The sequence below is a fragment of the Colwellia sp. TT2012 genome (genome assembly GCF_001440345.1).
In the GTDB taxonomy this organism is placed as follows: Bacteria; Pseudomonadota; Gammaproteobacteria; order Enterobacterales; family Alteromonadaceae; genus Colwellia.
This window is the reverse complement of sequence record NZ_LJYX01000025.1, coordinates 59,595-79,651: the sequence shown is the minus strand read 5'-3', so window position 1 is coordinate 79,651 and position 20,057 is coordinate 59,595. Positions and strand designations below refer to the sequence as shown.

Below are 20,057 nucleotides of genomic sequence, written 5' to 3'. Positions count from 1 at the left end.
GCTATGACCTTTTATCACTATTTTAGTACTGATTTTATTACTGCAGCACGGATATATCCGCTATGGCAAAGAAACTATTTCTAATTTCATTCAGCAAGGTTAACCGGTTAATTTTAACCGCTTCATCATCACTCATCACCATAACACTATCAAAGAAAGTATCGATTGGTGTTTTAAGCTGAGCTAATTCAGTCAGTGCGGCTTGGTAATTTTTGTCTGCCATCAAGGGCGCTACTTTCAAGCTTATTTCTTGATAGATATTTGCTAAATCGTTTTCCGCTTGTTCTGTTGCTAAATCTTTGTTAAATGCTTGATATAGCTCACCCTCAAATTTAGCCAGTATATTACCAACACGCTTATTTGCTGCAGCAAGTGTCGCGGCTTCCGGTAATTTACCAAAGAAGGTAACGGCTTTAATACGCTTTTCAAAATCAAGTGGTGCGCTGGGTTTTTTAGCCAATACCGCTTGGATAACATCAACCCTAATCCCCTGCTCTTGATAGAAGGCACGAAATCGGCCCATAATAAATTCAAGTACATCACTAGCAGTATTTTTATTAACTAACTTATCGCCAAATAACTCGATACTTTTGTTTATTAACACGGCAAGGTCTAAATCCAGCTGTTTTACAATGATAATACGAATACTACCAATGGCGGCTCTTCGTAGCGCAAACGGGTCTTTATCGCCCTTAGGGGCCTGATTAATACCAAAGATACCGACTAAGGTATCAATCTTGTCGCTGATAGCGACTGCACAGCCAATATTGGCTTCAGGTAGACTATCACCAGCAAAACGTGGACGGTATTGATCTTCCAGTGCTTGGGCAATATTTTCATTTTCACCATCATGCAAGGCATAGTACTTACCCATAGTGCCTTGCACTTGTGGAAACTCTAGTACCATTTCTGTCATCAAGTCGGTTTTACTCAGTAAGCCAGCACGGTACGCATCTTGTGCATTCTCGTTTAACTGTTCAGCAATGAACTGAGATAAAGTGGCGATTCGCTCAGACTTTGCTTTCATTGTACCCAGTTGTTTTTGAAATAATACTGATTCAAGGCTGGCTAGTCTTGATGCTAAACTCTGTTTTTTATCTGTTTTAAAGAAAAATTCAGCGTCAGCCAAACGTGGGCGAATCACTTTCTCATTACCAAAAATAACAGTATTTGGATCTTTAGATTCGATATTGGCAACAAAAATAAATTTGTTAACCAATTGGCCTTGATGATCGGTTACCGGAAAATACTTCTGATGATCTTTCATCGAGTATATTAATGGCTCAGCGGGAACATTTAAGAATTTTTCATCAAAGGTACCTACTAAGGTTACCGGCCACTCAACTAATGCCGTGACTTCGTTTAGTAACTCTTCATCAATGAGAGCGACAGCGTCAATATCTTTAGCGACTTGTTTTATTTGCGCAACAATTTTACTTTGTCTTACGTTAAAGTCGACTTCTACATAAGCTTTGATTAATTCGGCTTGGTAATCATTAGCATGATTAATGGTCACTAAACCTTCATGATGAAAGCGATGACCTTGCACTTGGTTACTTGAACTGACGCCAAGGGCTTCACCCGCAATTATTTCGCTACCAAAAAGCATAGTTAACGTGTGCACAGGACGAATAAACTGAATACGTTCAGAGCCCCAACGCATTGGTTTAGCAATAGGTAACTTACTTAATGCTGTTGTTACCATATCCGGCACTAATTCAGTAACATATTTACCCGCAACTGTCGCACGGTACAGTAACCACTCACCTTTATCGGTTACTAGACGCTCGGCTTGCTCAACATCGATACCATTGGATCTGGCCCACCCTTGCGCGGCTCTGCTGGCATTACCGGCATCATCAAAAGCAACATTGACTGCTGGGCCACGCTTTTCTACGATTTTATCTTGTTGTTTATCAACTAAATCAAAAACTTGTACAGCTAAACGGCGCGGAGTAGCAAACCACTTAATATCGCTATAAGTTAAATTATGGCTATCGAGTTGGCTTTTAATATTGTCATAAAAAGCTATCGCTAATGTTTTTAATGATTTTGGTGGTAACTCTTCTGTGCCAAGCTCTATAAGGAGTGTCTCAGTAGTCATTATTTATCTCCTTTAGCTGAAGCTTGCTTAGTACTGGCATCATTATTTTTACCTTCACTATTTTTACATAAGGGAAAGCCAAGCTCTTTACGTTTTTGGTAATATGATTCTGCTACGGCTTTAGATAAGGTACGTACACGTAAAATATATCGCTGACGTTCAGTTACTGATATCGCATGGCGAGCATCAAGCATATTAAAGGCATGGGATGCTTTCATTACTTGCTCATAAGCGGGTAATGGTAAGTTTACCTCAATCAGTTTTTTACTCTCTTTTTCACATTGGTCAAATTGTTTAAATAGTGCGTCAACATCCGCGTATTCAAAGTTATAGGTTGATTGCTCGACTTCATTTTGGTGGAAAATATCACGGTAATAGATAGTTCCTAATGGGCCATCAGTCCACACTAGATCATAAATGCTATCCACATTTTGAATATACATTGCTAACCGCTCTAAGCCGTAAGTAATTTCACCGGTAACTGGCTTACACTCTAAACCACCCACTTGTTGGAAGTAGGTAAATTGTGATATTTCCATGCCGTTAAGCCAAATTTCCCAACCTAAACCCCAAGCGCCTAAGGTTGGTGATTCCCAGTTATCTTCAACAAAACGAATATCATGTACCAGAGGATCGATACCTAACTCTTTTAGCGAGTTGAGGTAAAGCTGCTGAATATTTTTTGGCGATGGCTTTAACATCACTTGAAATTGATAGTAGTGCTGTAAGCGATTTGGGTTTTCTCCATAACGACCATCGGTCGGACGTCGGCAAGGTTGTACATAGGCACTGCTGATCGGCTCAGGGCCAATTGAGCGTAAAAAAGTCATGGGATGGAAGGTACCTGCCCCAACTTCTAAATCAAGAGGTTGTACGATTGCACAACCTTGACGTGACCAGTAATCTTGCAACTGCAAAATTAAGCCTTGAAAAGTTTTACTTTGGTAAGTTGTCATGGTGTTCAAATTCACTTTTGTCTTAGTTAACTGAGCAAAGAGTATTTGCTGGGAATTATATTGCGCTTTTTACATCTGACGATTATAGCTTTTATCCTACAAAAATGCCCAGACATGAAGACCGGGCATCTTATTCAAGCTTTAATAAGAACTATATATCTAAGTTTGAAACTCGTAGTGCATTTTCCTCGATAAATTTTCTACGCGGTTCGACATGATCACCCATCAAGGTGGTAAACAGTAGATCCGCAGCAATGGCATCTTCAATGGTTACCTGTAACATACGTCGTGTGTCAGGATCCATGGTAGTTTCCCAAAGCTGCTCAGGGTTCATTTCCCCTAGCCCTTTATAACGCTGTATGTATTGACCACGTTTCGATTCTGTCATTAACCAGTCCAAAGCTTCATCAAAGGTATCTACTGACTTAACTTTATCACCACGTTTAACGTAAGCGCCTTCTTCCATTAAGCCATTAATTGCCGTGTTTAATGACATAATAGCGGCAAACTCTTTTGATTGTAAAAGCTCATAACTGCAATAATATTCTTTATCGATACCATGTTTTCTAACCGTAAAGTTCGGGTAGTAGATATTACGCTCTTGGTTATGCTTCACTTCAACTTGATAGATTGAACCATTACTATCTTGATTTTCTAGTTGAGTAATAAGATCTTTGGTCCACTCTTGCACTTTACTTTCATCGGCAAAGTCTTCAGCGGTGATAGTTCTGCTATAAATCATCTTCTCTAGAATATCAGCCGGCATCTGTCTAGATAGACGTTTAATAACATCCATGGTCTTACGATATTGATTGACTAGTTGTTCTAAGGCTGCACCCGAAATTCCTGGTGCATCTTCATTTACATGAACAGAGGCGTTATCAAGTGCTAATGTTGTTAAGTACTCTGTTAAAGCTTCATCATCTTTAAGGTAGCGTTCTTGCTTACCTTTTTTCACTTTATAAAGCGGTGGCTGGGCAATAAAAATATGGCCACGTTCCATAATTTCTGGCATTTGACGATAAAAGAATGTCAGTAATAAGGTACGAATATGAGAACCATCGACATCGGCATCGGTCATGATGATAATGCTGTGATAACGTAATTTGTCTGGATTATATTCGTCGCGACCTATACCACAACCTAATGCGGTAATTAAGGTACCTACTTCTTGTGAAGAAATCATTTTATCAAAACGCGCTTTTTCTACGTTAAGAATTTTACCTTTTAACGGTAAAATTGCTTGGTTTTTACGATTACGGCCCTGCTTGGCTGAACCGCCAGCAGAGTCCCCTTCCACAATATATATTTCAGATAAGGCAGGATCTTTTTCCTGACAATCTGCCAACTTACCTGGTAAACCAGCAATATCTAGAGCACCTTTACGACGTGTCATTTCACGTGCTTTACGGGCAGCTTCACGAGCTCGAGCAGCATCAACTATCTTCATAATAATGGTGCGGGCAATAGTAGGATTCTCTAATAGGTATTCACCTAACTTTTCACCCATGGCTTGTTCAACGGCAGTTTTAACTTCAGATGAAACAAGTTTATCTTTGGTTTGTGATGAGAACTTAGGATCGGGTACTTTAACGGATATTACCGCAGTTAAACCTTCACGGGCATCATCACCGGTAGCACTAGTTTCAGTACTGCCACCTTTTTTGGTCTTATTCAGACCCTCTTTATTCATATAAGAATTCAGTGTTCTGGTAAGTGCTGTTCTAAAACCACTTAAATGCGAACCACCATCACGTTGTGGAATATTATTGGTAAAACAGTGAATACTTTCTTGAAAGCCATCATTCCATTGCATGGCTACTTCGACAATAATACCGTCGTCACGCGTTAAATCGAAATAAAATATCTCTTCATTAACCGGTGTTTTATTGGTATTTAAATAATCAACAAAGGCTTGAATACCACCTTTATAGCAAAAAAGCTCTTCTTTACCTTCTTCACGTTCATCAATTAAATGTATTGAAACACCTGAATTTAAGAAAGATAATTCACGAATACGCTTAACTAAAATATCATAGTGAAATAACACATCAGTAAAGGTATCGGTGCTTGGCCAAAAACGAACTTCAGTACCCGTTTTATCACTTACCCCCACTTCGGCAATGGGCGCTTCCGCTACACCTACATAATAAAACTGTTCAAACAATTTACCATCGCGACGAATATTCAACTTAAGCTTTGCACTTAAAGCATTTACCACTGAAATGCCCACGCCATGAAGACCACCGGACACTTTATAACCCGAATCTTCACCGCCAAACTTACCACCAGCGTGTAAAACAGTCATAATAACTTCTGCTGCTGATATACCTTCCTCAGGATGTATGTCAGTTGGAATGCCACGGCCATCATCTAGTACTGATACCGAGCCATCTAAATGAATGGTTACCACAATTTCAGAGCAATGCCCTGCTAATGCTTCATCGATTGAGTTATCTAGAACCTCAAAAACCATATGATGTAAACCAGTGCCATCATCCGTGTCACCTATATACATACCAGGTCTTTTTCGTACTGCATCAAGTCCTTTTAGTACTTTAATACTGGACGAACCATATTCATTTTCTACTGTCATAGTTTTAGCCTACTCAATCATTACTGAATTATTCACAGGTAATATAACACCATGTTTCACGTGAAACATATGATAATTATTCTTGTCGCTACCCTCATTTTTAATGACTTGGCAGTCATTAAAAAAAGGTTGCAGAACACTTTCTTCAATTGCCGTAATAACAACTTGGCAATCTAATTTACTCGTTGCATTTGATAAAGCCTGCCTTGAGTTACTATCTAACTCAGCACCTACATCATCAATAAGTAAAATTGGTTTTACTCGATTAACTCTTGCAATCAATTTAGCTTGTGCAAATGTTAATGCCAATAAAAACAACTTTTGTTGCCCCCTTGAAAGTTGACTTTCTAATGGCTGCTTAGCGATAAGAAATTTAACATCAAATTTATGCGCGCCATAGATACTATAACCAAAACCTTGCTCTCTTTCATGACTATCCTGTAGCGCTGCCATTAAATTCTTTTTTTGTGGCCAGCCCTGTAAATATTGCACACTAACCTTTTCCGCGATATTTGGTAATAATATCGCCAACCAAAAAGGCAATTCTGTCACTAGGTCGGCAACATATTGAGATCTGATCTCAGCCACATTTTCAGATAACTGACAAAATATTTTAGTCCAGTAATCTAAGCTCGATTTATCTAAAGTATTTCTGATGCAAGCATTTCGCTGTTTAAGTACCCGATTAAATTCCCGCCACTGTTTAGAAAAATCATGTTTCACGTGAAACATGCCTAAATCGATAAAGCGTCGACGTTCTCTGGGTCCACCAAAAAAAAGCTTAAAACTTTCGGGTGTCACTATTTGAACGGCAATATTCTTGGCAAGTTCAGATAATCGAGCATGCCGCTCACCGTTTATCTTTATTAACGTTACCCCTGAAGCTGTATTTTTACTAAGACCTAGTTGTAAATCATTATCATCTTTAATACTAACAACAAAGTTATCTGTATCATAACTTGCTATATGTTCGACCTTAGAGGTACGAAAAGATTTTCCGTGCCCAATAAAAAAAATAGCTTCAAGTAAACTACTTTTACCACTGCCATTATCGCCAACAAAGAAGTTAAGCTTAGGGTGAAAATCTATAGTTACCGATGATAAATTTCTAAAGTTATAAGTTGTTAGTTTTGCAACACTCATCTGTAGATATAATATATGTTATTGAAAACTATAAACGCATAGGCATGACAACGTAAAGCGCTTCGCTATTACTACTGCCTTCAATAACAACACTACTATTTGCATCCGCCAAAGTAAATTTAACTTTCTCATCTTTAATAGCGTTTAACACATCAAGTACATAACTCACGTTAAAACCAATTTCTAAATCATCATAAGGAAAATCGATTTCTATTTCTTCTTCCGCTTGCTCTTGTTCAGGATTATTTGCTGTTATCTTTAAATTAGTCCTAGAGAAGTTTAAACGTACACCCTTAAATTTTTCATTGGATAATATTGATGCTCGTGAAAGCACTTGGCGAAGTTCGTCTTTATTTGTTTCAAAAACTTTATCACCATTACGAGGTAATACCCGACGGTAATCAGGAAAGCGACCATCAACTAATTTACTGGTAAAAGTAAACTCTGAGTCTATAATGCGAATATGATTAGATCCTAAAAAGATCTGCACCGACTCATCAACGGGTGCCAGTAAACGTATAATCTCTAGAATACCTTTCCGCGGTACAATAACTTGTCTAACCGGTAAAGCGAGCGAGTCGTTTGAAATTTTACATATCGCCAGACGATGACCATCGGTAGCTACTGAACGGATTTCATTACCGTCGCTTTCAATGGACATGCCATTCAAATAGTAACGAACATCTTGGTTGGCCATGGAAAAATGAGTACTTTCAATTAGGCGCAAAAATTCAGACTTTAACAGCTTAAATTCAACATCGCCCTGCCATTCCTCAATATTAGGAAAATCTACTGCCGGTAATGTTGACAGAGAATAGCGACTACGACCAGATGATAACTTAATCGTCTCATCAATGACCTCAAAAGATATCAAAGAATTATCAGGTAAACTTTTGCAAATATCTAATAATTTCCGCGCGGGAATAGTAATTTTTCCATCTTCACCTTGATTATCAATTTGTGCATAAGCAACCATTTCTAACTCTAAATCTGTAGCGGTTAAAGTAAGTGATTGACCACTTACTTCAAAAAGTACATTACTTAGAATCGGTAAAGTGCTTTTTCGTTCGACTGCACCAGAAACCAATAATAGTGGCTTAAGTAATAATTCCCTATTCAGTGAAAACTTCATTTTTTTACCTGCTTGATGCTAGTGTTTTTATTTTATAAAAAATTAAGACGAAAGTGTTCTGATTAAATTAGAATAATCTTCTTTAATATCATGCATTTCTTCACGTAAAGATTTAACCTTACGACAAGCATGTAAAACAGTGGTGTGATCTCGGCCACCAAAGGCATCACCAATTTCAGGTAAACTATGATTGGTTAATTCCTTAGATAATGCCATGGCTATTTGCCTAGGTCTAGCTACAGAGCGGTTGCGACGTTTCGATAACAAATCGGAAATCTTAATTTTATAATATTCGGCAACGGTGCGTTGAATATTATCTATAGTAACCAGCTTGTCTTGCAGTGCTAATAAATCACGTAATGCTTCACGGACAAAATCAATGGTAATGGCACGACCCGTAAAATTAGCATTAGCAATAACACGATTTAATGCCCCTTCCAATTCTCGTACATTAGAACGCAGACGCTTGGCAATGAAGAAAGCAACTTCATCTGCTAGGTTGATCTGACTCTCTTGCGCCTTACGTTTTAAAATGGCAACACGAGTTTCAAGTTCTGGCGGTTCAATGGCAATAGTTAATCCCCAACCAAATCGAGATTTTAACCTGTCATCTACACCAACAATTTCTTTAGGATAACGATCACTAGTTAAAATAACCTGTTGATTTCCTTCAAGTAAAGCGTTAAAGGTGTGAAAAAACTCTTCTTGAGTACGTTCTTTACCAGCAAAAAATTGAATATCATCAATAAGTAATGCATCAACTGACCGGTAATATTGTTTAAATTTTTCCATAGCATTATTTTGTAATGCCCGAACCATATCTTGGACAAATCGCTCTGAATGCATATAGGCAATTTTAGCATTGGGGTTTTTAAGCAATATTGCATTGCCAACCGCGTGTAATAAATGCGTTTTACCTAAACCTGTGCCGCCATAGATAAATAAAGGGTTGTAAGCAGTGCCTGGGTTGTCTGCAACTTGCGAGGCCGCAGCACGGGCAAGTTGATTAGATTTACCTTCAACAAAGTTATCGAAAGTGTAATTCTTTCGTATGTTGGCTTTTTTAGGAATATTACTTTCCGGCTCGGCAATTTTGACAGCAGGAGTTGAGCGAGCAAACATATTTTCATTAGCACGAACAGTCGCCGGTGTTGAAATATTATTTGTCGTATTAACAGTAGGTTTACTGCCAACATCAAAACGCAGCAACAATGGATTATTTGCTTCATTAATGCTAAGAAGTTCATTAATCCGATTGACGTATTTATCTCTAACCCAATCGAGTACAAAACGGTTAGGTGCATATAACGTCATAACATTATCATTAACAACGGCCTGCAAGGGTCGGATCCACATACTAAATTGCTGGGCAGGCAATTCTTCTTGTAGAACAGAGAGGCATCGTTGCCAAGGGGAATGATCCAACCAAAACTCCAGTAATTACTAGGTTAATATTTTTCTGAGGGCTATTATCTATGGAGTTATCCACAAGTGCAATATTGACTTTAAACTATTCTCCATTTTTTTCACTTACCTAATATTAAGTAATTGTTAATAATGAAATTACTCTAATATTTACAACAAAAAAAACTCTCCTTTTTATTGATAATTTAAGCTTTAAACAAGCAATTTACCAAATTAGTTATTCAGATGGGCCAACAGTAATGTGGTAAAACTGTGAATATAGTTAGTGAACACCATAAAGATCACCACGATCCTAGGATGAAAACCAAAGGATCATAGTAAAATAGCGAACATAAATGATTGACAATTACCCTAATAAGATTTAATATTCTGCCTCATTTTTTAGACCAGTGTGCTCAAAAGGCTGTTTTGCCAGGGCAACAACAACCGACGGATTAGCATAATGAAAAGAACATTTCAACCTAGCATACTAAAGCGTAAACGTAACCACGGATTCCGTGCTCGTATGGCAACTAAAAGCGGCCGTGCTGTTATAGCTCGTCGCCGTGCCAAAGGCCGTGTACGCCTTAGCGCATAATATCAAACCTTGTTTACAATTTTTGATATAAGGTAACCTAGCTATGGTTACTTACAAATTTAATCGGGAGTCACGTTTGTTGACTCCCGGTCATTTTCAAGCGGTTTTTTCTAAACCTATCCGCTTTGGCTCTCGCCACTTTACTTTATTAGTAACACAAAAACCTCATACTCTCGTCTCTGATAAACATAATTCAGTTGCCAAAAACCGTTTAGGCTTAGCTATAGCCAAAAAACGAGTAAAACTTGCAGTGCAACGCAATCGCATTAAAAGACAAATAAGAGAAAGCTTCCGCTTAAACCAACATAATTTACCTGCTATCGATATAGTCGTTATGGTAAAGTCTGGTATTGATCAACTTGATAACAAGACAATAAATCAAGAATTAGAGAAGATATGGCGCAAAATAATTCAACGCCACAAAAACTAGTTATAACAGGTATTAAAGGCTATCAACGCTTTATTAGCCCGTTACTAGGTTCTAATTGTCGATTTCAACCAAGCTGCTCTTGCTATGCAACCGAAGCCATTAATCGCTTTGGTGTAATAAAAGGTGGTTGGTTAGCAAGCAAACGTATATTAAGATGTCACCCTCTCAATCAAGGTGGTGAAGATCCAGTGCCACAAAAAAAGAATAAATAACCTACCTAGACTAAAAGAGTGTTGGTAATCAAGCAAACGTATATTAAAATGCCACGCACTTATCAAATTTAAATTATGCTCGGGAAAATACTCCCCTGCCAACAAAGAAGAGAAGTAAATTTTATGGAATCCCAACGCAGTCTACTTTTTATTGCGCTTATGGTTGTTACCTACTTACTGTTTAGTCAATGGCAGCAGCAAAATGCACCTATTATGCAACAAACAAGTATTAGCCAAAATCAGTCTGGTGAAATTGCTAACGCAGACTTCGTGCCTGAATCATCAGATGCACAAATAAGCGCGGTAAAATCAAACGTGACTTCGGCAAAGTTAATAAACGTGACTACTGATACCTTCACCTTAAAAATTAATAGTCAAGGTGGTGATATCGTAGAAGTAAAATTACTTAACTTCGATACAGAGCAAGGAAATGGTATTCCCTTTACCATAATGCAAAATGGCAATCAAAAGTATATTGCTCAAAGTGGTTTAACCGGTGCTAACGGTATTGACCGTATCATTAAAGGTCGCCCTATCTATTCCAGCGTGCAAAGCAATTATGAATTAATCAATGATAGCTTAATCATTGATTTAGTTTTTAACGATGTCAGTGGTATGACGGTCACTAAACGTTTTACCTTTCAGAAAAATAGCTACAGCGTTAATGTTGAATACATAATCGATAACAACACAGCGAATAGCGTATCTGTACAAATGTATGGCCAACTTAAGCAGTCTACCTTGGTAGACACAGGCGGTGGTATGTTGCCAACTTATCGTGGTGCTGCTTATTCAACCACAGAAGAGCGTTACGAAAAATACGATTTTGACGATATTCAAGACGCTAACTTAGCTAAAGCAACCCTTGGTGGTTGGGTTGCCATGCTTGAACATTACTTTGTATCAGCTTGGATACCAAACGCTGAAGATAGTAACCAAATATATACTAGCTACAGTAATAATTTTGAAGCGGTAATAGGCTTTAAAGCTCCCGCTATAATTATTGATGCTGGTCAACAAGGCACTACATCGGCAATTTTTTATGTCGGTCCTAAAGATCAATACGTACTAGACGAAATTTCTGACGGTTTAGGTTTAACGATTGATTACGGTTTCTTATGGATGATCAGTAAACCCTTATTCTGGTTACTGCTAACTATCCAAAGCTTTGTCACTAACTGGGGTGTGGCTATTATTATCATCACCTTGATTGTCAAAGGTGGTATGTACCCATTAACTAAAGCGCAATACACCTCAATGGCGAAAATGCGTGACCTAGCACCGAAAATAGCTCAGTTAAAAGAACGTTTTGGCGATGACAGACAAAAAATGTCACAAGCCACCATGGAAATGTATCGTAAAGAAAAAGTAAATCCTGCTGGCGGTTGTTTACCATTATTACTGCAAATGCCCATTTTCTTAGCGCTTTACTGGGTATTCTTAGAAAGTGTTGAATTACGTCATGCACCATTCTTCTTCTGGATTCAAGATTTATCGACAATGGACCCTTACTTTGTCTTACCCGTATTAATGGGTGCAAGTATGTATGTTATGCAAAGAATGCAACCTATGACCATTCAAGATCCAATGCAACAAAAAATCATGCAGTATATGCCAGTAGTATTCTCAATATTTATGGCTTGGTTCCCGTCAGGTTTAGTACTTTATTGGTTTATCAGTAACTTGATTTCAATTACCCAAATGAAGATTATATTTGCGGGTATTGCTAAGAAAAAAGCAGCACAAGCAGCTTAAACTCGGTATTGAGTTAACAATAAAATGAATAACATAAAAGGCGATTACTGTTTAACAGTAATCGCCTTTTTTATTGTCGACATTAATGCCAACTATAGCCTCAGCAAAAATTGGTATTAATTTTTAAATACAGTAAAATACCAGCATTCAACCGTTAAAATTAATTACCTAGCCATGACATCAATTTCTCACACAACGACAATCGCCGCCCAAGCAACCGCACCAGGACGTGGTGGCGTCGGTATTATTAGAGTATCAGGCCCAGAAGCAACAAATGTTGCTCAAGCTATATTAGGTAAAATTCCTGAAGTAAGAAAAGCGGAATATCTGCCTTTTTTAGATAAGACCTTACCGGATAAAAATCAGGTGTTAGATCAAGGCATAGCACTATTTTTTAAAGGGCCTAACTCATTTACTGGCGAAGATGTTATTGAGTTTCAAGGCCATGGTGGCCCAGTAATTTTAGATATGCTGCTAAAGACAATTCTTGCGCTACCGAAAGTAATAATGGCTAAACCAGGTGAATTTAGCGAACAAGCTTTTTTGAATGACAAACTCGATTTAACCCAAGCAGAAGCCATTGCTGATTTAATTAACTCTAGTTCAGAGCAAGCTGCTCGCTCTGCCATGCACTCTTTACAAGGCGACTTCTCAAAACTGGTGCATGAAATGGTCGAAAGTATTATTCACCTACGCATGTATGTTGAAGCGGCCATAGACTTTCCTGAAGAAGAAATTGACTTTCTCGCTGATAAAAAAATAGTTACTGATTTAAAAACTATTATCAGTAAAGTAGAAGATGTACGTAAACAAGCACAGCAAGGCTGTATTATCCGTGAAGGTATGCGTGTCGTCATAGCTGGTCGCCCAAATGCCGGAAAATCCAGTTTATTAAATTCCTTAAGTGGTAAACAAACCGCCATCGTTACCGATATTGCCGGTACTACCCGTGATGTACTGGCCGAACAAATTCATATCGATGGCATGCCATTACATATTATTGATACCGCAGGATTACGCGACAGTGATGATGTGGTTGAAAAAATTGGCATTGAGCGTGCTTGGCAAGAAATAGAAAAAGCGGATCGCGTTTTATTAATGGTTGATGGCAGTGAAGATCACAGCGTGTTGACCGATGAGCAAGATATTAAAGATTACTACCCAGAATTTTTTGCCAAGCTACCAGCAAATATTGGCCTTACGCTGATCAGAAATAAAGCCGATGTAACTAATGCAAAAACCGGTTTTAGCGAGTTTACTGACACCGACGGCACACAACACACTATCATTACTTTATCAGCAAAAACAGGTGCAGGCGTTGACAGCCTAAAAGAGCACTTAAAAAGTATTATGGGTTATCAAAGTAGTACTGAAGGTGGATTTATGGCAAGAAGGCGGCATTTAGTGGCGCTAGAGAATACCCATCAGCATTTACTTATCGGGCTCGAGCAACTTGAGTCTTACGTGGCCGGTGAGATCTTGGCAGAAGAGTTACGTATTTGTCAGCAGGAGTTGGATCAAATTACCGGCGAATTCACCAGTGATGATCTGTTAGGTAAGATATTCAGTTCTTTTTGTATTGGTAAGTAACCTGAACTGTGGATAAGCAGCACTTGCTCAATATTCCCCTTTATCTGATTATCAGCGTTAAAACGTCGATAAATAACCCGTTATTCATAAACGTTTTATCTTGATAATCGAATAAATTGAAACATTGATAACATATATCGCGACTGATTTTGTAAATTTCATTCTTAATAATCGTAAGTTATTGTTTTTACTTAACCATCAAGCACTCATTATCCAGAGTTCAGGTTAAGTAACAACCAAGAAAAACGCAGCATAGCTAAAATTTATGCTGCGTTAATATTATTCCGCTACTATTAACCTAGCTCTAAAATCGTTTCATCGAGCCGCGTACAATATCTTTTGATAACCATATTAGCCCTTATATTTGCTACCAATAAGCCAGCAGCGCCAGTCGAACGAGCAGCTATCGGGGTATTTTGATTTATATCATCTGAGCCAACACCAACAAGACCACCAATAAATTTGTTTATTTTTCAGCCTCACCTGTTTTATATACCCGTTTTTGCCATTTCATGGCCAACATAATAATGTGCTACTGAGAATTATTGTTATATTATTGTTTAAAATAACAACAATAATATAACAAAGTATGCAAAGTAATTGGTTATCAGAACTTAGCTTAAGTAATACAATAACTCCCCGCTTATTATCGTTATATCACTCCATTTTATTAAAAAGAGACCCTCTATGAGCTCAATTCAAATCATTGTTGGTAGTATGCTTGGTGGCACGGAATATGTTGCAGAAGCCTGTGAAGAAACCCTAACTGAACTTGATTTTAAGGTTGATATTCACTTAAAACCGGATCTTAATAACATCCTCAGTAATACTTTCCCGATCAATAATGAACAAAAAAAGCACAGTAATTTCCCTAAAAACCCTCTTTGGATCATTTGTACCTCAACACATGGTGCTGGAGACTACCCAGACAACATAAGGCAATTTGTCAGTGATCTAGCTAATTGTGAGCAAGATCTATCCACGGTTAGTTTTTTAACCATCGGGATCGGAGATTCTAGCTATGATACTTTCTGTAAAGCAGCTAAAGATATTACAAGTCTAATGATTACAAAAGGTTGTAATCAAATAGCACCCTTAAAATCTTTGGATATGTCTGAAGATATTGATCCAGAAGAGCTTGCTCAGCAGTGGATCAGCTTAAATAAAGATCTACTTTAGATCTAGCACGATCAGTTATCCATAAGTTATTAACAGTTATTGATCTATATTTTTTGCATTGTGGATAAAACAGTGAATAACCGGTTATTTTTCTATTATTATTCAGTGGATTAAATTGGATTTTAACATGCCTGTGTATAAGTCGCTGTTTTGATCAAAGCTTATTTGCAGATTGATCAAGGGTTGATCACAAGGTTATCATTACTATTAGTCACTAATATTTATAAAGAAAAAGTACTTACCCACAGAAAATAAGGATCTTAATAAGTAATAGTAATAAGATCTTTATAAAGATCTCTTAATATATATTAAAGATCAGCCCAGATCTTTTTTACGCATTTGATCGTATCCATGAGGAGAAAAAAGCGCTAAAATACGTTTCCTAATTTTGAGCATTGCAAATTTTGCTGTGCATTTTTAAATAAAAACTTTAACCAAGCAGGATTGTAAATTTATGTGGTATCAAGAGTCTTATGACGTAATTGTTGTTGGTGGTGGTCATGCGGGAACCGAGGCCTCACTTGCAGCAGCACGTATGGGCTGCAAAACGTTGTTGTTAACTCATAACATTGACACTCTGGGCCAAATGTCTTGTAATCCTGCCATTGGTGGCATTGGCAAGGGCCATCTGGTTAAAGAAATTGATGCACTCGGTGGTTTAATGGCAACGGCCATTGATCATAGTGCCATTCAATTTAGAACCTTAAATTCAAGCAAGGGTCCAGCCGTAAGAGCGACTCGAGCACAAGCGGATCGCGTATTATATCGATCTTATGTTCGTAACGTATTGGAAAACCAAGAAAATTTAACTATTTTCCAACAGCCCTGTGATGACTTGATCCTTGAAAACGATCGCGTAGTTGGCATATCAACACAAATGGGTCTTAAATTTAAAGGAAAAACAGTGGTACTTACCGTTGGAACTTTCCTTGCAGGACAAATTCACATTGGTCTAAATAATTATCAAGGCGGCCGTGCAGGTGATCCTGCCAGTATCACTCTAGCCGAAAAAATGCGTGATATGCCTTTTAGAATGGGTCGTTTAAAAACAGGAACACCACCAAGGCTTGATGGAAGATCAATAGATTTTTCGGTAATGGAAGAGCAACCAGGTGATACACCGCGTCCGGTATTTTCTTTTATGGGCTCTCGCGCTGATCATCCAAAACAAATATCTTGTTATATCACTCACACCAATGAGAAAACCCATCAGATTATTCGAGATGGTTTAGATAGATCTCCCATGTATACGGGTGTCATTGAAGGCGTAGGCCCAAGATACTGTCCATCTATTGAAGACAAGATCACTCGTTTTGCCGATAAAAATTCACATCAAATATTCGTTGAGCCTGAAGGCTTAACTACCAATGAAGTGTACCCTAATGGCATTTCAACCAGTTTACCTTTTGATGTACAAATTGATTTAGTACGCTCAATTAAAGGTTTTGAAAATGCTTTTATTACTCGTCCAGGCTATGCCATTGAGTATGACTACTTCGATCCTCGTGATTTAAAGCAAAGTTTAGAAAGTAAATTTGTGCAAAACTTATATTTTGCCGGTCAAATTAATGGTACTACCGGCTATGAAGAAGCTGCCGCGCAAGGCCTCATTGCCGCAACTAATGCTGCCAACAGAGTAAAAGAGCGCGATGAGTTTATTCTCGGTCGTGACCAAGCTTATGTCGGTGTGCTAATTGATGATTTAGCAACATTAGGAACTAAAGAACCGTATCGCATGTTTACTTCGCGTGCTGAATACCGTTTGTTATTGCGGGAAGATAACGCCGATATTCGTTTAACCGAACTAGGTCGTAAAGTTGGCTTAGTTGATGATGCTCGCTGGCAACGATTTAATGAAAAAATGGAAAATATTGAACTCGAGCGTCAACGGTTACGCTCAACGTGGATTCAAAAGGATCATCACAATATTGATCAGATTAATGCCTTACTAAAATCGCCTTTGAGTAAAGAAGCCAGTTTAGAAGATTTGATCCGTCGTCCAGAAGTAAAATATGATGATCTGATGAAAATTGAAGGTTTAGGGCCAGCAGCGGCTGATAAAGAAGCTTCTCAACAGATTGAAATTCAAACCAAATACGCGGGCTATATTGATAGACAGTTAGATGAAATAGCTAAGAAAAAGCGTAATGAAAATACTTTGATCCCAATGGATCTTAATTATCAACAAATTTCAGGGCTCTCTAATGAAGTTGTCGCTAAGCTAAAAGATGCTCGTCCAGAAACTATTGGTAAAGCTTCACGAATTTCTGGTATTACTCCGGCGGCAATTTCGTTATTATTAGTCTACTTAAAAAAACACGGTCTTTTACGCAAATTAGGCTAAAAGCAATAGCTAGGGGCGAGCTGCTAACTTAACAAGTTAGTTAAGCTCGTCTAAATAAAAATGACTTTAACACAAGAATTAACGACACTGATCAGTAAAACGCAGCTCGTCGTATCTCATCAGCAAATAGATTTACTTATTCAATACGTTGAGCTACTCAACAAATGGAATAAAACTTATAACCTTACTTCAGTTCGTGATCCTAGTGATATGTTAATTAAACATATTATGGATAGTTTAATGGTCGGCGAAGTACTTATTGGTAAGAATTTTATCGATGTCGGTACGGGTGCGGGTTTACCCGGTATACCATTGGCTATTTTATACCCAGAAAGAAGTTTTGTCTTATTAGACAGTTTAGGTAAACGTATTACCTTCCTTAGACAAGCTATTTTTCAATTAAAACTCACTAATGTTACGCCAGTGAAGGCAAGAGTTGAAGACTATCAAGGCGAGCAACCTTTTGATGGTGTCTTAAGTCGCGCATTTTCTTCCCTTAATGATATGGTAAGCTGGTGTCAGCATTTGATAACCACAGAACAAGGACTGTTTTTTGCACTTAAAGGGCAATATCCTCAGGATGAAATCTCGCAATTACCTGAAAATATTACTTTAGTAGACAGTCATAAGATCACCGTACCTGGCTTGGTTGGTGAACGTCACGTTCTGGTCTTGAAGAAGTTGCACGAGCAACAAAAATAACAATAGAGGCGCTTGTGGGAAAAATAATAGCAATTGCAAACCAAAAAGGTGGTGTGGGTAAAACTACAACCGCAGTTAATTTGGCTGCCTCGTTGGCGGCAACAAAACGCAAAATTTTATTAATTGATTTAGATCCGCAAGGCAATGCCACCATGGCTAGTGGTGTTGATAAATACAATGTTCATGCCACCTGTTATGAATTACTGGTTGAAGAGCAGAGTGTTGAACAGGTTGTCATTAAAGAAACCTCAGGTCTTTATCATTTAATTTCAGCCAATGCCGATGTTACCGCAGCAGAAATTAAATTGATGGGCGTTTTTGCTCGAGAACAGCGTTTAAAAAGCGCCCTAGCGCCCGTAAAAGACTACTATGATTTTATTATCATCGACTGCCCACCATCACTCAATATGCTGACCGTTAACGCTATGACGGCAGCTGATTCTGTTTTAGTGCCAATGCAATGTGAATACTATGCGTTAGAAGGCTTAACAGCACTTATGGATACCATCACTAAGTTAACGTCAGTAGTGAATGATAAATTACATATTGAAGGCATACTTCGTACTATGTATGATCCTCGCAACCGCTTAGCAAATGATGTATCTGAGCAATTAAAACGCCATTTTGGTGATAAAGTTTATCGTAGTGTAATCCCTCGAAATGTTCGTTTAGCTGAAGCTCCGAGTTTTGGTACGCCAGTTATGTATTATGATAAATCTTCAACCGGCGCTAAAGCCTATTTAGCTCTTGCTGGTGAAGTGTTACGTAAAAATGATGCCGCGAAAAAAGCCCAAAAAGCTGCCGCCAGTGTCGCCAATTAGCGCAAAGGAAAATTATGAGTACAGCAAAACGTAAAGGCGTTAGTCGCTTAGGTCGCGGACTTGATGCTTTATTATCACCAGCGATTCCCGCAGCAATAGATAGCGCGAAAGAAAGTCACACAGTAATAACTAGCGATAACGAGTTTCAAAAAATTGCCATCACTTCGATTGTTCCTGGTAAATATCAACCCCGTCGTGATATGTCGGATACTGGCCTAGAAGAATTATCATTATCCATTCAAGCGCAAGGTATTATTCAGCCCATTGTGGTGCGTTTAGTGGCGGGTGAACAGTATGAAATTATTGCTGGAGAACGTCGCTGGCGTGCGGCAAAATTAGCAAAACTTGATGTTATTCCTTGTCTTATTAAAAATGTACCTGATGAATCAGCTGTCGCTATTGCCTTAATTGAGAATATTCAGCGTGAAGATCTTAATGCCATGGAAGAAGCAATCGCGTTAGAGCGCTTATTAACTGAATTCGATTTAACGCATCAAGAAGTTGCGATTGCCATTGGTAAATCACGTACTACGGTTAGTAATTTATTACGTTTAAATAACTTAAATCAAGAAGTAAAAACCTTTTTAGAAAATGGTGATATTGAAATGGGCCACGCCCGTGCTTTATTAGCACTGGATGGTGAGGCACAAACGTCAGCAGCACAAACTGTGGCAACTAAAGAGTTAACGGTAAGAGAAACTGAGAGCTTAATTAAGAAAATTCAAAATCCGGTTGTGGCAAAAGAAAAAGTTGAAAAAGCCAGTGAAACCGTTGCAATGGAACAAGGCTTAGCTGACAAGCTTGGCGCTAAAGTTGCGATTAGCCACAATACAAAAGGTAAAGGTAAGCTGGTCATTTCTTATGCTAATTTAGACAAACTTACCGAAATATTAGCTAAAATTAACTAATATTTTATCGATAAACTTACCAAAATTAGAAACCAGCTTAGTGCTGGTTTTTTACTGATATTATGCCCTCGTCGCGGTTACTGCCTATACGGATAATTATTGACGTTTTGCTGTAGGCTTAGACATGAATATACTTATTAAACAAATGTAAATAATACAGTAGTTTACGGAGGGAATAGTGTC

At 38.1% G+C, this 20,057-nt stretch carries 16 protein-coding genes; 10 read left to right on the top strand and 6 right to left on the bottom strand.

From position 1 onward, the window contains the following. Positions 1-37 precede the first annotated feature (37 nt). The 6 genes from glyS to dnaA all read right to left on the bottom strand — a co-directional run bounded on the left by glyS (position 38) and on the right by dnaA (position 9,356). Positions 38-2,104, bottom strand: coding sequence for a glycine--tRNA ligase subunit beta (gene glyS, locus ASU03_RS17880; protein WP_057833147.1), 2,067 nt, complete (start codon positions 2,102-2,104; stop codon positions 38-40). Continuing rightward, on the bottom strand, positions 2,104-3,060 hold the full coding sequence (gene glyQ, locus ASU03_RS17875; RefSeq protein ID WP_057183542.1) for a glycine--tRNA ligase subunit alpha: 957 nt from the start codon (positions 3,058-3,060) through the stop codon (positions 2,104-2,106). The genes glyS and glyQ overlap by 1 nt, the downstream gene beginning before the upstream one ends. Before the next feature lie 151 nt (positions 3,061-3,211). After that, on the bottom strand, positions 3,212-5,656 hold the full coding sequence (gene gyrB, locus ASU03_RS17870) for a DNA topoisomerase (ATP-hydrolyzing) subunit B (protein WP_057833146.1): 2,445 nt from the start codon (positions 5,654-5,656) through the stop codon (positions 3,212-3,214). Positions 5,657-5,665: 9 nt separating this feature from the next. Then, on the bottom strand, positions 5,666-6,799 hold the full coding sequence (recF, locus tag ASU03_RS17865; protein ID WP_057833145.1) for a DNA replication/repair protein RecF: 1,134 nt from the start codon (positions 6,797-6,799) through the stop codon (positions 5,666-5,668). Between the two features lie 28 nt (positions 6,800-6,827). After that, positions 6,828-7,931, bottom strand: coding sequence for a DNA polymerase III subunit beta (gene dnaN, locus ASU03_RS17860; protein ID WP_057833144.1), 1,104 nt, complete (start codon positions 7,929-7,931; stop codon positions 6,828-6,830). A gap of 42 nt (positions 7,932-7,973) precedes the next feature. Next, positions 7,974-9,356, bottom strand: a complete 1,383-nt coding sequence (dnaA, locus tag ASU03_RS17855; RefSeq protein ID WP_057833143.1) for a chromosomal replication initiator protein DnaA — start codon at positions 9,354-9,356, stop codon at positions 7,974-7,976. A gap of 442 nt (positions 9,357-9,798) precedes the next feature. Here dnaA and rpmH point away from each other — a divergent pair, with 442 nt between their 5' ends. The 10 genes from rpmH (at position 9,799) to ASU03_RS17805 (ending at position 19,874) form a co-directional block, all read left to right on the top strand. Beyond that, positions 9,799-9,933 carry a 50S ribosomal protein L34 gene (gene rpmH, locus ASU03_RS17850; protein ID WP_057833142.1) on the top strand — a complete coding sequence of 45 codons (135 nt, stop codon included), beginning with the start codon at positions 9,799-9,801 and terminating at the stop codon, positions 9,931-9,933. A 43-nt stretch (positions 9,934-9,976) separates the two neighbouring features. Beyond that, positions 9,977-10,363: a ribonuclease P protein component gene (rnpA, locus tag ASU03_RS17845; protein ID WP_057183532.1), complete on the top strand. Its 387-nt coding sequence runs from the start codon at positions 9,977-9,979 to the stop codon at positions 10,361-10,363. Then, positions 10,330-10,575, top strand: coding sequence for a membrane protein insertion efficiency factor YidD (gene yidD / locus ASU03_RS17840; protein WP_057833141.1), 246 nt, complete (start codon positions 10,330-10,332; stop codon positions 10,573-10,575). Before rnpA ends, yidD begins: the two co-directional genes overlap by 34 nt. A gap of 123 nt (positions 10,576-10,698) precedes the next feature. Next, the gene (gene yidC, locus ASU03_RS17835; protein ID WP_057833140.1) at positions 10,699-12,330 is read left to right on the top strand and encodes a membrane protein insertase YidC; all 1,632 of its coding nucleotides are present in this window, start codon (positions 10,699-10,701) and stop codon (positions 12,328-12,330) included. 174 nt (positions 12,331-12,504) lie between these two features. Then, positions 12,505-13,920, top strand: a complete 1,416-nt coding sequence (gene mnmE / locus ASU03_RS17830; RefSeq protein WP_057183526.1) for a tRNA uridine-5-carboxymethylaminomethyl(34) synthesis GTPase MnmE — start codon at positions 12,505-12,507, stop codon at positions 13,918-13,920. A 687-nt stretch (positions 13,921-14,607) separates the two neighbouring features. Then, complete coding sequence (locus ASU03_RS17825; protein ID WP_057833139.1) at positions 14,608-15,099, top strand: flavodoxin domain-containing protein; 492 nt, start codon at positions 14,608-14,610, stop codon at positions 15,097-15,099. A gap of 454 nt (positions 15,100-15,553) precedes the next feature. Beyond that, complete coding sequence (gene mnmG / locus ASU03_RS17820; RefSeq protein WP_057833138.1) at positions 15,554-17,443, top strand: tRNA uridine-5-carboxymethylaminomethyl(34) synthesis enzyme MnmG; 1,890 nt, start codon at positions 15,554-15,556, stop codon at positions 17,441-17,443. A 60-nt stretch (positions 17,444-17,503) separates the two neighbouring features. Next, positions 17,504-18,145, top strand: a complete 642-nt coding sequence (gene rsmG, locus ASU03_RS17815) for a 16S rRNA (guanine(527)-N(7))-methyltransferase RsmG (RefSeq protein WP_057833137.1) — start codon at positions 17,504-17,506, stop codon at positions 18,143-18,145. A gap of 14 nt (positions 18,146-18,159) precedes the next feature. Continuing rightward, positions 18,160-18,966 carry a ParA family protein gene (locus ASU03_RS17810; protein WP_057833136.1) on the top strand — a complete coding sequence of 269 codons (807 nt, stop codon included), beginning with the start codon at positions 18,160-18,162 and terminating at the stop codon, positions 18,964-18,966. Between the two features lie 14 nt (positions 18,967-18,980). Next, entirely contained in the window at positions 18,981-19,874 is an 894-nt protein-coding gene (locus ASU03_RS17805; RefSeq protein WP_057833135.1) for a ParB/RepB/Spo0J family partition protein, read from the top strand. The last annotated feature ends 183 nt before the right edge of the window (positions 19,875-20,057 follow it).